12 protein-coding genes are annotated in these 13,649 nt (G+C 60.2%); 10 read left to right on the plus strand and 2 right to left on the minus strand.

All coding sequences use genetic code 11. The features are described from left to right. Positions 1-9 precede the first annotated feature (9 nt). The 6 genes from AB4P92_RS18255 to AB4P92_RS18280 all read left to right on the plus strand — a co-directional run bounded on the left by AB4P92_RS18255 (position 10) and on the right by AB4P92_RS18280 (position 7,404). Positions 10-339, plus strand: a complete 330-nt coding sequence (locus AB4P92_RS18255; protein ID WP_042561448.1) for a sarcosine oxidase subunit delta — start codon at positions 10-12, stop codon at positions 337-339. Then, the gene (locus tag AB4P92_RS18260; RefSeq protein WP_042561447.1) at positions 336-3,353 is read left to right on the plus strand and encodes a sarcosine oxidase subunit alpha; all 3,018 of its coding nucleotides are present in this window, start codon (positions 336-338) and stop codon (positions 3,351-3,353) included. Before AB4P92_RS18255 ends, AB4P92_RS18260 begins: the two co-directional genes overlap by 4 nt. Positions 3,354-3,497: 144 nt before the next feature. Then, positions 3,498-4,130 carry a sarcosine oxidase subunit gamma gene (locus tag AB4P92_RS18265; protein ID WP_042561446.1) on the plus strand — a complete coding sequence of 211 codons (633 nt, stop codon included), beginning with the start codon at positions 3,498-3,500 and terminating at the stop codon, positions 4,128-4,130. A 248-nt stretch (positions 4,131-4,378) separates the two neighbouring features. After that, a complete protein-coding gene (gene purU / locus AB4P92_RS18270; RefSeq protein ID WP_042561445.1) occupies positions 4,379-5,236 on the plus strand; it encodes a formyltetrahydrofolate deformylase in 858 nt (285 codons plus the stop codon). A 201-nt stretch (positions 5,237-5,437) separates the two neighbouring features. Further along, the gene (gene fdhA, locus AB4P92_RS18275) at positions 5,438-6,637 is read left to right on the plus strand and encodes a formaldehyde dehydrogenase, glutathione-independent (RefSeq protein ID WP_042561444.1); all 1,200 of its coding nucleotides are present in this window, start codon (positions 5,438-5,440) and stop codon (positions 6,635-6,637) included. Between the two features lie 209 nt (positions 6,638-6,846). Beyond that, complete coding sequence (locus AB4P92_RS18280; protein ID WP_395597970.1) at positions 6,847-7,404, plus strand: DUF2780 domain-containing protein; 558 nt, start codon at positions 6,847-6,849, stop codon at positions 7,402-7,404. A 1-nt stretch (position 7,405) separates the two neighbouring features. On the opposite strand, the gene AB4P92_RS18285 is transcribed toward AB4P92_RS18280, so the two are convergent. Further along, a complete protein-coding gene (locus AB4P92_RS18285) occupies positions 7,406-8,293 on the minus strand; it encodes an acyltransferase (protein ID WP_042561442.1) in 888 nt (295 codons plus the stop codon). A gap of 246 nt (positions 8,294-8,539) precedes the next feature. Here AB4P92_RS18285 and AB4P92_RS18290 point away from each other — a divergent pair, with 246 nt between their 5' ends. The 4 genes from AB4P92_RS18290 to creD all read left to right on the plus strand — a co-directional run bounded on the left by AB4P92_RS18290 (position 8,540) and on the right by creD (position 12,753). After that, complete coding sequence (locus tag AB4P92_RS18290) at positions 8,540-9,046, plus strand: ATP-dependent zinc protease (RefSeq protein WP_042561441.1); 507 nt, start codon at positions 8,540-8,542, stop codon at positions 9,044-9,046. A 67-nt stretch (positions 9,047-9,113) separates the two neighbouring features. Further along, positions 9,114-9,794 carry a two-component system response regulator CreB gene (gene creB / locus AB4P92_RS18295; RefSeq protein WP_200616553.1) on the plus strand — a complete coding sequence of 227 codons (681 nt, stop codon included), beginning with the start codon at positions 9,114-9,116 and terminating at the stop codon, positions 9,792-9,794. After that, on the plus strand, positions 9,794-11,212 hold the full coding sequence (creC, locus tag AB4P92_RS18300; protein WP_395597971.1) for a two-component system sensor histidine kinase CreC: 1,419 nt from the start codon (positions 9,794-9,796) through the stop codon (positions 11,210-11,212). The genes creB and creC overlap by 1 nt, the downstream gene beginning before the upstream one ends. A 170-nt stretch (positions 11,213-11,382) precedes the next feature. Next, positions 11,383-12,753, plus strand: coding sequence for a cell envelope integrity protein CreD (gene creD, locus AB4P92_RS18305; RefSeq protein WP_395597972.1), 1,371 nt, complete (start codon positions 11,383-11,385; stop codon positions 12,751-12,753). Positions 12,754-12,997: 244 nt separating this feature from the next. Here creD and AB4P92_RS18310 read toward each other — a convergent pair whose 3' ends face one another. Beyond that, a complete protein-coding gene (locus AB4P92_RS18310; RefSeq protein ID WP_395597973.1) occupies positions 12,998-13,627 on the minus strand; it encodes a glutathione S-transferase in 630 nt (209 codons plus the stop codon). Positions 13,628-13,649 lie beyond the last annotated feature (22 nt).

A 13,649-nucleotide genomic window follows, 5' to 3' on the forward strand; every position in this document is an offset into this window, starting at 1 on the left:
GAAATCCCCATGTTGCATATCTTCTGTCCTCACTGCGGCGAGCTGCGCTCCGAAGAGGAATTCCACGCATCCGGTCAGGCGCACATTCCGCGTCCGCTGGACCCTGCAAGCTGCACCGATGCGGAGTGGGGCGACTACATGTTCTTCCGCGATAACCCGCGCGGTCTGCACCACGAGCTGTGGGATCACGTCGCCGGTTGCCGCCAGTACTTCAACGTCACCCGCGACACCGTGACCTACGAGATTCTCGAAACCTACAAGATCGGCACCAAGCCGCAATTCACCGACAAGGCTGATGCTGCGAAAACAGCCACGACGGCGCTGGGAGAGAAGGTATGAGCCAGACCAATCGCCTGTCCAACGGTGGACGGATCGACCGCAACAAAGTGCTGAGCTTCACCTTCAACGGTCAGAGCTACAAAGGCTTCGAGGGTGACTCGCTGGCCTCGGCGCTGATCGCCAACGGCGTCGACATCATCGGCCGCAGCTTCAAGTATTCGCGCCCACGCGGCATCTTTGCTGCCGGTGCCGAAGAGCCGAACGCGGTGCTGCAGATCGGTGCTACCGAAGCCACGCAGATCCCCAACGTGCGCGCCACGCAACAGGCGCTGTATCAAGGTCTGGTCGCGACCAGCACCAACGGCTGGCCGAGCGTCAACAACGACATGATGGGGATTCTCGGCAAGGTCGGCGGCAAGCTGATGCCGCCGGGTTTCTACTACAAAACTTTCATGTACCCGCAATCGTTCTGGATGACTTACGAGAAGTACATTCGTAAGGCTGCAGGTCTTGGCCGCTCGCCGACCGAGAATGATCCGGACACCTACGACTACATGAACCAGCACTGCGACGTGCTGATTGTTGGCGGTGGCCCGGCCGGTCTCGCTGCAGCACTGGCCGCTGCGCGTAGCGGTGCTCGCGTGATCCTCGCCGATGAGCAGGAAGAGTTTGGCGGCAGCCTGCTTGATTCGCGCGAAAGCCTCGACGGCAAGCCTGCGTTGGAGTGGGTTGCCAGCGTCATCACCGAACTGAAAAACACCCCGGACGTGCTGATCCTGCCGCGCGCCACGGTCAACGGTTACCACGACCACAACTTCCTGACCATTCACGAACGCCTCACCGATCACCTCGGCGACCGTGCGCCAATCGGTCAGGTGCGTCAGCGCATCCACCGCGTTCGCGCCAAGCGTGTGGTGCTGGCCACTGGCGCTTGCGAGCGTCCGCTGGTCTACGGCAACAACGATGTGCCGGGCAACATGCTCGCCGGTGCGGTATCGACTTACGTGCGCCGCTACGGTGTGGCGCCGGGCAAGAAACTGGTCCTCAGCACCAACAACGATCACGCCTACCGCGTGGCGCTCGATTGGCTCGACGCCAGCCTGCAAGTGGTGGCCATCGCCGATGCTCGCAGCAATCCGCGTGGCGCACTGGTTGAGGAGGCTCGCGCCAAAGGCATCCGCATCCTCACCGGCAGCGCCGTAATCGAGACCCGAGGCAGCAAGCGCGTCACTGCTGCCCGCGTCGCCGCGATTGATGTCAAAGCGCACGCCGTGACCAGTCCGGGCGAATGGCTCGACTGCGACGTGGTCGCCAGCTCCGGCGGCTACAGCCCGGTGGTTCACCTGGCCTCGCACTTGGGCGGCAAGCCGACCTGGCGTGAAGACATCCTCGGTTTCGTACCGGGCGAAGCACCGCAGAAACGCGTGTGCGTCGGTGGCATCAACGGTGTTTACGGTCTCGGCGATTCGCTGGCTGACGGTTTTGAAGGTGGCGTGCGCGCCGCTGCCGAAGCCGGTTTCCAGACCGTTGAAGGCGTGCTGCCAAAAGCCTTGAGTCGTCACGAAGAGCCGACGCTGGCGCTGTTCCAGGTGCCGCATGAGAAGGGCACCGCACGGGCGCCGAAGCAATTCGTCGACCTGCAAAACGATGTCACCGCCGCCGCCATCGAACTGGCGACTCGCGAAGGTTTCGAATCGGTCGAGCACGTCAAACGCTATACCGCGCTGGGCTTCGGCACCGATCAGGGCAAACTGGGCAACGTCAACGGTCTGGCCATCGCCGCCCGTTCGCTGAACGTGACCATCCCGCAGATGGGCACCACGATGTTCCGCCCGAACTACACGCCAGTGACTTTCGGCGCGATCGCCGGCCGCCACTGCGGGCACATCTTCGAGCCGGTGCGTTATACCGCACTGCACCAATGGCACCTGAAAAACGGCGCCGAGTTCGAAGACGTCGGCCAGTGGAAGCGTCCGTGGTACTTCCCGAAAAACGGCGAAGACCTGCATGCCGCTGTGAAGCGCGAATGCAAAGCCGTGCGCGACAGCGTCGGCCTGCTCGACGCCTCGACGCTGGGCAAGATCGACATTCAAGGCCCGGATGCCCGCGAGTTCCTTAACCGCGTGTACACCAACGCCTGGACCAAACTCGATGTGGGCAAAGCCCGTTACGGTTTGATGTGCAAAGAAGACGGCATGGTCTTCGACGACGGTGTGACGGCTTGCCTGGCGGACAACCATTTCGTCATGACCACCACCACTGGCGGCGCCGCTCGCGTGCTGCAATGGCTGGAGCTGTACCACCAGACCGAATGGCCGGACATGAAGGTGTACTTCACCTCCGTGACCGACCACTGGGCGACCATGACCCTGTCCGGCCCGAACAGCCGCAAGCTGCTCAGCGCTGTCACCGATATCGATTTGAGCAACGAAGCGTTCCCGTTCATGACCTGGAAAGAAGGTCTGGTCGGCGGTGTGCCGGCGCGGGTGTTCCGCATCTCGTTCACCGGTGAGCTGTCGTACGAAGTCAACGTGCAGGCCGACTACGCGATGGGCGTGCTGGAGAAAATCGTCGAGGCGGGCAAACAGTACAACCTGACGCCGTATGGCACCGAAACCATGCACGTCCTGCGCGCCGAGAAGGGTTTCATCATCGTCGGCCAGGACACTGACGGCTCGATGACCCCGGACGACTTGAACATGGGCTGGTGTGTCGGTCGCACCAAACCGTTCTCGTGGATCGGCCAGCGCGGCATGAACCGTGAAGACTGCGTGCGTGATCAGCGCAAGCAGTTGGTCGGCCTGAAGCCGATCGATCCGACCAAATGGCTGCCGGAAGGTGCGCAGTTGGTGTTCAACACTAAACAGACGATCCCGATGACCATGGTCGGCCACGTGACTTCCAGCTATGCGCACAACTCCCTGGGCTATTCGTTTGCGATGGGCGTGGTGAAGGGCGGTTTGAAGCGTCTTGGCGAGCGGGTGTTTGCACCGTTGGCGGACGGCAGCGTGATCGAGGCGGAAATCGTTTCTTCGGTGTTCTTCGATCCGAAGGGTGATCGCCAGAACATTTGATGGTCTCGAGAACTGTGGGCGGGCGGCTATTCGCGAGCAGGCTCGCTCCCACATTCGACCGCGTTCACCTGGGTGAGCGAGCCTGCTCGCGAAAGCGGCAGATCAGCCACCACAGGAACCAACAGAATTCAGCAAAGGTGCTTTATGACCACAGCCAACGTGTACCAACAACGCCCGACCACCGGTGCCCGTGCCGAGTCGTCGCTGCACCATGCCGACCTCGCCAGCCTGGTCGGCAAGGGCCGCAAGAACGCCGGCGTGATCGTGCGTGAGCGCAAACTCCTCGGCCATCTGACCATTCGTGGCGACGGTCATGATCCAGCGTTCGCCGCTGGCGTGCACAAAGCACTGGGCATCGAATTGCCCGGCGCCCTGAGCGTGATCGTCGAGGGCGAAACCAGCCTGCAATGGATGGGCCCGGATGAATGGCTGCTGATCGTGCCAAGCGGTGAGGAGTTCGCCGCTGAACAGAAACTGCGTGAAGCGCTGGGCGATCTGCACATCGCGATCGTCAACGTCAGCGGTGGCCAGCAACTGCTCGAACTGAGCGGGCCGAACGTGCGTCAGGTGCTGATGAAGTCCACCAGCTACGACGTGCATCCGAACAGCTTCCCGGTCGGTAAAGCGGTGGGCACGGTGTTCGCCAAGTCGCAACTGATGATTCGCCATACCGCTGAAGACACCTGGGAGCTGCTGATCCGCCGCAGCTTCTCGGATTACTGGTGGTTGTGGTTGCAGGATGCTTCGGCCGAGTACGGGTTGAGCGTTCAGGCTTGAAGTGAATTGCGTTGAGCGTGCTTGCGTGTAGGGCTGGAGATTTTTTCCCCCTCACCCCAGCCCTCTCCCCAAGGGGGAGAGGGGAAAGGGGGCCGATCTCGGGTGTTTTTGCGATCTGCATTCACTTTCGGAATTTCAGGTCGGCGTAGCTCGAAAGCACAACTCGGTCAGTCCCCTCTCCCTCCGGGAGAGAGCTAGGGTGAGGGGAAAACCTGACACCCCGCACAAAGAACAGGAGTCACCGCACCATGAGCCGCGCCCCAGACACATGGATTCTGACCGCCGACTGCCCAAGCGTCCTCGGCACTGTGGACGCGGTCACGCGTTTTCTGTTCGAGCAGGGTTGCTACGTCACCGAGCACCATTCGTTCGATGACCGGCTCTCCGGCCGCTTCTTCATTCGCGTGGAATTCCGCCAGCCCGACGGCTTCGACGAACAAGCCTTTCGCGCCGGCCTCGCAGAACGGGGTCAGGCGTTTGGCATGATCTTCGAGCTGACTGCGCCGAACTACCGGCCAAAGGTAGTGATCATGGTTTCCAAGGCTGATCACTGCCTCAACGACTTGCTCTACCGCCAGCGCATCGGTCAATTGTCGATGGATGTCGCGGCGGTGGTGTCCAATCATCCGGACCTCAAGCCGCTGGCCGATTGGCACCAGATTCCCTACTACCATTTCCCTCTCGATCCCAACGACAAACCGTCGCAAGAGCGCCAGGTCTGGCAGGTGATCGAAGAGTCTGGCGCCGAGTTGGTCATCCTCGCCCGCTATATGCAGGTGCTGTCGCCAGAGCTGTGTCGCAAGCTCGATGGCAAGGCGATCAACATTCATCACTCGCTGCTGCCGGGTTTCAAGGGCGCCAAACCGTATCACCAGGCTTACAACAAAGGCGTGAAACTGGTCGGCGCGACGGCGCACTACATCAACAACGATCTCGATGAAGGGCCGATCATTGCCCAGGGTGTCGAGGCGGTGGATCACAGCCATTACCCGGAAGATTTGATTGCCAAGGGGCGAGATATCGAAGGCCTGACCTTGGCTCGCGCGGTGGGGTATCACATCGAAAGAAGGGTGTTTCTCAACGCCAATCGAACAGTCGTTCTTTAGATCGCCATCGCTGGCAAGCCAGCTCCCACAGGGATTTGTGTCGGTTACAAAATTTCAATCCAACCCGAATCCTGTGGGAGCTGGCTTGCCAGCGATGAGGCCATTACTGACAACGCAAAACCAACAAGCAATAACCCGAGCACTCAACGCGCTGCCTGCCTGGGCAACGCGGTTCCATAAAAACAACAGCGAGGTGAAAGCATGTCTGGCAATCGTGGTGTGGTGTATCTCGGCGCTGGCAAGGTCGAAGTACAGAAAATCGACTATCCGAAAATGCAGGACCCGCGTGGTCGCAAGATCGAGCACGGGGTCATTCTCAAAGTGGTTTCCACCAACATCTGCGGCTCCGACCAACACATGGTGCGCGGCCGTACCACGGCGCAGACCGGTCTGGTGCTGGGCCACGAGATCACCGGCGAGGTGATCGAAAAAGGCTCCGACGTCGAAAACCTGAAAATCGGTGATCTGGTTTCCGTACCGTTCAACGTGGCTTGCGGGCGCTGCCGTTCCTGCAAAGAGCAACACACCGGCGTCTGCCTGACCGTCAACCCGGCCCGTGCCGGCGGTGCTTACGGTTACGTCGACATGGGTGACTGGACCGGTGGCCAGGCTGAATACGTGCTGGTCCCCTACGCTGACTTCAACCTGCTGAAACTGCCGGATCGCGACAAGGCCATGGAGAAAATCCGCGACCTGACTTGCCTCTCAGACATTCTGCCGACCGGTTATCACGGTGCAGTCACCGCAGGCGTAGGCCCGGGCAGCACGGTTTACATCGCAGGTGCCGGCCCGGTCGGTCTGGCCGCCGCCGCATCGGCACGCCTTCTCGGCGCAGCAGTAGTGATCGTTGGCGACGTCAACACCATCCGCCTGGCCCACGCCAAAGCGCAGGGTTTTGAGATCGTCGACCTGTCGAAAGACACCCCGCTGCACGAACAGATCGCCGCGCTGTTGGGCGAGCCGGAAGTGGATTGCGCGGTGGACTGCGTTGGCTTCGAAGCCCGTGGACACGGTCACGACGGTGTTAAATCCGAAGCCCCGGCCACGGTACTCAACTCGTTGATGGGCGTAGTGCGCGTGGCCGGCAAGATCGGTATCCCGGGCCTTTACGTGACTGAAGATCCGGGTGCCGTCGACGCCGCTGCGAAAATGGGCAGCCTGAGCATTCGTTTCGGCCTGGGCTGGGCCAAATCCCACAGCTTCCACACTGGGCAAACGCCAGTGATGAAGTACAACCGCCAACTGATGCAGGCGATCATGTGGGATCGCATCAACATTGCCGAAGTGGTGGGCGTGCAGGTGATCAGCCTCGATCAGGCGCCGGAAGGGTATGGCGAGTTCGATGCCGGTGTACCGAAGAAGTTTGTGATTGATCCGCACAAGTTGTTCAGTGCCGCGTAAGCGAGCGAGAAAAAAACGGCGACCATTGGTCGCCGTTTTTTTATCCATCACAGCGCCACGCAACCTTCGCTCACGGGATTTCACAGTTTCTCCACACAGGCTCTGCGACAGTGACGCTAGCGGTTCCGGAACATGGCGGCGCATACCCGGTCAAACCGGCAGTTTGATCGTTGAATGAACGGTCTTTACGTCACAAGAGGATGTCTGAAATGAAGATTGCACGCGGTTTTGCCTTGGCCTCATTGATGGCGTTGACCGCAGGCCCCGCGCTTGCCGGTTTCAGCCTCAACGATGTAGCGGGGGCGGTTTCGGGCATGCAGGGCGGTGACAAGGCTGCCGCCGCGGCGCCGACCTCGGAAACCGCCGGTCTGTTGAGCGCGCTTAGCGCTTTGGACGTCACGCCGCAGCAAGCCGTTGGTGGTACCAGTGCGATGCTGGGCCTGGCGAAAAACCAGCTGAGCAGCACTGACTACTCGCAGCTGGCCAAGGAAGTGCCGGGCATCGACAAGCTCTCGGGTGGCAGCGGCAATCTGGCGGCATTGAGCGGCTTGCTCGGTTCGTCGGGCAAATCCGCCGGTCTGGAAAACGCGTTGGGCAACGTCAAGGACACCAATGACCTGAACAACGCGTTCAGCGCGCTGGGCATGGACAGCGGCATGATCGGCCAATTTGCCCCGGTGATCCTGCAATACCTCGGTCAGCAGGGCGTCGGTGGTTCGCTGTTGAGCAGCCTTGGCGGCATCTGGGGCACCGGCACCGGTAGCTGAATCAGCTCCGCTCGCCGCGTAACTCGGTGATGCGTTGATCCTTGAGCGTCCAGAGTTGGTTGACCCAGTTCTGGACCTTCTCGCGAAACACCGGATCGTTGGCGTAATCGCCCTGCCACAGCGCGGGGTCGAGTTCGCGGGTCTGGATGTCGACGATCACTCGCGGCACGCCGCCGCTGATCAAGTCCCAGAATCCCGGAATCTTCTGCTGTGGATAAACCACGGTGACGTCGAGAATCGCGTCCAGCTGTTCACCCATCGCCGCCAGCACGAACGCCACGCCGCCGGCCTTGGGCTTGAGCAATTGGTTGAACGGTGATTGCTGCTGGCTGCTTTTGGCAGCCGTGTAGCGCGTGCCTTCCAGATAATTCACCACCGTCACCGGCTGGCGCTTGAACAGCTCACAGGCGGCTTTGGTGATTTCCAGATCCTTGCCCGCCAGCTCCGGGTTTTTCGCCAGAAACGCCTTGGTGTAGCGCTTCATGAACGGGTAGTCCAGTGCCCACCAGGCCAAACCCAGGAACGGCACCCAGATCAGCTCCTTTTTAAGGAAGAACTTGAAGAACGGCGTGCGTCGGTTGAGGGTCTGGATCAGTGCCGGAATGTCGACCCACGACTGATGGTTGCTGACCACCAGATACGAGGTGTCCCGGCGCAGGTTTTCGCCACCGCGAATGTCCCACTGAGTCGGGATGCACAGGCGGAAAATCAGCTTGTCGATTTCCGCCCAGGTCTCGGCGATCCACATCACCGCCGCCGACGCATGATCGCGCCAGCGGCCGGGCGCAATCAGTTTGAGCAAGGCAAACACCAGCAACGGCCCGATCAGGATCAGGGTGTTGAGCAACAGCAGCAGGGTGACGAAACAGCCGGTGAGCAGGCGGCGCATAAGGAACTCTTTGAAGACGGATGTGCTCGCCATGATAAGCAGCTTCGGGCGACAGGCCAAATCTGCGCTGACGAATGTTTCACCTTTGCACCACTAAGATCAAAGGATCGCAGCCTTCGGCAGCTCCTACCCTGATCACTGTAGGAGCTGCCGAAGGCTGCGATCTTTTGATCTGTCGTTTGCCGAACGAATTCAAAGACAACGGTCTAAAATCCCGTTGCCTAACTCCTCAAGGAAGCCCCTTACGTGAAATCCCTCCTTGCACTGTTTGCCCTTGTCGCTCTGCCGGTCATGGCCGCTGAGCCGACCCTCTACGGGCGCTATGAATACATCGCGTTGCCGGAAATCGGTGGTGAAGTGCTCAAGGCCAAGATGGACACCGGCGCGCTGACTGCCTCGCTGTCGGCCAAGGACATCGAGACTTTCACCCGCGATGGCGACGACTGGGTACGTTTCCGCCTCGCCACCAAAGATGCCAGCAACAAGGTTTATGAACACAAGGTCGCGCGCATCAGCAAGATCAAAAGCCGTTCCGACGAGGACGACGATGAGCGCGAAACCACTGAAGCGGCCAAACGCCCGGTGGTCGATCTGGAGCTGTGCCTGGGTAACGTCAAACGCACCGTGGAGGTCAACCTGACGGATCGCAGCCACTTCAACTATCCGCTGTTGATCGGGGCCAAAGCCTTGCGTGAGTTTGACGCGGCAGTAAACCCGGCGCGTCGTTACACGGCTGACAAGCCTGACTGCTAAGTGGTCTCATTGACGTAACGTCAGGCTTGGGGCAACGTTCGCGCACTCAACCACGGGCTCGGATGCCATGCCTCATATCCTGATTGTCGAAGACGAAGCGGCGATTGCCGACACGCTGATTTTTGCCTTGCAGGGCGAGGGGTTCACCACCACGTGGGTGAGCCTTGGCGAGGCGGCGCTTGAGCATCAACGGCAAACGCCGGCCGATCTGATCATCCTCGACATCGGCCTGCCAGACATCAGCGGTTTCGAAACCTGCAAACAGCTGCGGCGTTTCAGTGAAGTGCCGGTGCTGTTCCTCAGTGCTCGCGATGCCGAGATTGATCGTGTGGTGGGGCTGGAAATCGGCGCTGACGACTACGTGGTCAAGCCGTTCAGTCCACGGGAAGTCGCGGCGCGGGTGAGGGCAATCCTCAAGCGTATGGCGCCGCGTCCCGTCATTGAGGCCTCTTCGACACTGTTTCGCATTGATCCCGAGCGCGTCCAGATCAGCTATCGCGGTCAGACATTGAGCCTCACGCGCCATGAATTCCGCCTGCTGCAATGCCTGCTCGAACAACCGGAGCGGGTGTTCAGTCGCGAACAATTACTCGATGCGCTGGGCGTGGCCGCCGATGCCGGGTACGAGCGCAGCATCGACAGCCACATCAAAAGCGTACGCGCCAAACTGCGCCTCGTCCGCGCTGAAGCCGAGCCAATCCAGACCCATCGTGGCCTCGGTTACAGCTACAGCCCGGGGCATAGCTGATGTCGTTGGGCCTGCGAATTTTTCTGGTGTATGTGCTGTTTGTCGGCCTGACCGGTTATTTCGTGCTCAACACCGTGATGGAAGAAATCCGCCCTGGCGTGCGTCAGTCCACCGAAGAAACGTTGGTCGATACCGCCAACCTGATGGCGGAGATCCTGCGAGACGACTTCAAGGCCGGCACCCTCAGTGAGAATCGCTGGCCGCAATTGCTCCGTGCTTACGGCGAACGCCAGCCGCAAGCGACAATCTGGGGCTTGCCGAAGAATCAGGTCAACCACCGCATCTATGTCACTGACGCCAATGGCATTGTCGTGCTGGACTCCAATGGCGTGGCGGTGGGGCAGGACTATTCGCGCTGGAACGACGTCTACCTGACCCTGCGTGGCGAATACGGCGCCCGTTCCAGCCGCAGCGATGCGGATGACCCGAGTTCTTCGGTGATGCACGTCGGCGCGCCCATTCGTGACAACGGCCGCATTATCGGTGTGGTCACGGTGGCCAAGCCCAACAGCTCTTTGCAGCCGTATGTCGATCGCACCGAGCGGCGCCTGTTGCTTTACGGCGCCGGGTTGATCGGCCTCGGTCTGCTGTTCGGCGCATTGCTGTCGTGGTGGCTGAGTCGCGCGCTGCATCGCTTGACCGGTTACGCTCAGGCCGTCAGCGAAGGGCGGCGGGTGGAAGTGCCGCATTATCGCGGTGGTGAGTTGGAGCAGCTTGCGACAGCGGTGGAGCAGATGCGCACGCAACTGGAGGGCAAGGCCTACGTCGAGCGTTACGTGCACACACTTACCCATGAACTGAAAAGTCCACTGGCGGCGATTCGTGGCGCGGCGGAGTTGTTGCAAGGTGAGATGGCACCGGCGCAGCGCCTGCGGTTTGTCGGCAACATCGACAGCGAAAGTGCACGGATGCAGCAGTTGATCGAGCGCTTGCTGAATCTGGCGCAAGTGGAGCAGCGCCAGGGTCTGGAGGAACGCGTGGCCGTGCCGCTGGCAGTGTTGGTCGATGAGTTGTTGCACGCCCAGGCTGCGCGAATCGAAGGCAAACAGTTGCGCGTTGAACAAGCGGTCGCGGCGGATCTGTTGCTGATCGGCGAGCCATTTCTGCTGCGTCAGGCGTTGGGCAATCTGCTGGAGAATGCGCTGGATTTCACCCCGCGTCAGGGCTTGCTGCGCTTTAGCGCCGAACGGTTGGGGGAGCAGATTGAAGTCCGCTTGTTCAATGAAACCTCACCGATTCCCGACTATGCGTTGCCGCGTTTGACCGAACGCTTCTACTCGCTGCCGCGCCCGGACAGTGGACGCAAGAGCACCGGGCTTGGGCTCAATTTCGTTGAAGAAGTGGTCAAGTTGCATGGTGGCTCGATGAGCATTCGCAATGTCGAGAGTGGGGTTGAAGTGACATTGTGCATGCCTTGATACCGTCAAAAGATCGCAGCCTTCGGCAGCTCCTACATAGGGGGCACGTACACCTGTAGGAGCTGCCGAAGGCTGCGATCTTTTGATCTTTCCACACAATCTCCATATTCCCCCCACATTCCTTCCATACAGCCCCGCCAGACTCTGCCCATCAAAACAGGGAGAGTCCCATGAACAAGAATCTAACCATAAAGCTGGGGGCCATTGGCCTGTTGATCCTGCTGTTGCTGGTGCCGCTGCTGATGATCGACGGCGTTATCGATGATCGCCAGCAACTGCGTGACGGCGTGCTTGAAGACATCGCTCGCAGCTCCAGTTACAGCCAGCAGTTGAGCGGGCCGGTGATGGTGGTGCCGTATCGCAAAGTGGTGCACAACTGGAAGATCAACGACAAGACCAATCAGCGTTATGACGAGCCTGGCGAAGAGCGCGGGCGTTTGTACTTCCTGCCGGAACGCTTCGAACTCGATGGTCAGGTGCAAACCGAACTGCGCGCCCGGGGCATTTACGAAGCGCGGCTGTTCCACGCCGATAACCGTATCAACGGGCACTTCTCCCTGCCGGCGCAATTGGGCATCAAGGAAGACTTCGTCGACTACCAGTTCGATGCACCGTTTCTCGCGGTCGGCATCAGTGACATTCGCGGCATCGAAAACGCTTTGAAACTGGAACTCGACGGTCAGCGCCTGGACTTCGTTCCCGGTACGCAAGTCGGCTGGCTCGGCGAAGGCGTACGGGTGACGCTGCCACTGCTCGACGCCAGCAAAGCCACGGAACTGGCGTTCGGCTTCGACCTGCGTCTGCAAGGTACCGGCTCGCTGCAAGTGCTGCCGGTGGGCAAGAGCAGCAGCGTGAGCCTCACCGCCAACTGGCCGCATCCAAGTTTTGTCGGCAACTTCCTGCCGGCCAAACGTGAAATCAATGACGCCGGGTTCAGCGCTGATTGGCAGACCACGTTCTTCTCCACCAACTTGCAGGACGCCATGAGCCGCTGTGTGAGCAGCAATGATTGCGAGGCCTTCAATGGCCGCAGCTTCGGCGTAAGTTTCATCGATCCGGTGGATCAGTATCTGAAGAGCGACCGTGCGATCAAATATGCGTTGCTGTTTATCGTGCTGACGTTCGCCGGTTTCTTCCTGTTCGAAGTGCTCAAGAGCCTGGCTGTTCACCCGGTGCAGTACGCGTTGGTGGGTGTGGCGCTGGCGTTCTTTTATCTGTTGTTGCTGTCGCTGTCGGAGCACATCGGTTTTGGCCCGGCCTATCTGCTATCGGCCAGCGGTTGTGTGGTGTTGATCGGGTTCTATGTCTGTCATGTGCTGCACAGCGTGCGGCATGGCTTGAGTTTTTCGGCGGGTTTGGCGGCGTTGTATGGCTTGCTCTATGGCTTGTTGAGCGCCGAGGACTATGCGCTGTTGATGGGCTCGCTGCTGCTGTTTGGCTTGCTGGGTGTATTCATGGTGCTGACGCGCAAACTGGATTGGTACGGGATCGGGCAGAAACCGGCCAAACCGCTGGAGTTTGATATTGGAGCGGTGCAATGAGTGGATTGCGAGAGGATCAGCGGGAGGCTGAGGTGTTGGTGATGCTGATTGTTGCGTCACTACCGCCGGAACCGAGGTGGTGCCATCGCTGGCCAGCCAGCTCCCACAAGATTTGTGCTGGATCAGTTCTCTCTGCCACATCCAGCTCCCATAGGTTCTGTGATGAAACAGATATCTCTGTTACACCCAAATCCACTGTGGGAGCTGGCTTGCCAGCGATGAGGCCGGAACAGGCGCCTCGGATTCAGGGCTTGGGCATGGTCGCGATCATGGACGGTCGCTGACTGACTTCAAAGAACCAGCTGGCCAGTTGCGGATTGGCCTCGCGCCAGCCCAGGTCCGGGAAGCGCAGGTCGAGATAACCCAGGGCACAGGCCACGCTGATCGCGGCAATGTCGAAGTGGCTGGTCAGCTCGGCGATGGCGTCGTTCTCCAGCAGATTCAGAGCGCGGCGGATTTTCTCGCGTTGCGCTTCGAGCCATTCATCCCAGTGTTTTTCTGGCGCGCGCAGCACGAGTTCATAACGCACCATGACCGAAGCATCCATGATCCCGTCGGCCATCGAGGCCAGGGTCAGGCGCCGCCAGCGGGCCGAGCCTTCGCGGGGGATCAGCGGGTTGCCGACATGCTGGTGATCGAGGTATTCGAGGATGACGCGGCTGTCATGGATGACGGTGCCGTCGGCCAGGCGCAGGGCCGGAATCTTGCCCAGCGGGTTGTCGGCGTTGAGCGCCGGGTCCGGGCTGACCGGGCTGAGGACGCAGTCTTGCAGCGCAACGCGATCCTGCTGACCGGTCTCATGCAGCAACACCATCACTTTGCGTACGAACGGGGAAAGCGTGTTGTGGAACAGGGTCATGCTGGGGGCGGACATTGGCAGGCCTCGATCAAAATGG

Origin of the sequence: Pseudomonas sp. A0308 (assembly GCF_044218815.1) — a bacterium.
Classification (GTDB): domain Bacteria; phylum Pseudomonadota; class Gammaproteobacteria; order Pseudomonadales; family Pseudomonadaceae; genus Aquipseudomonas; species Aquipseudomonas iridis.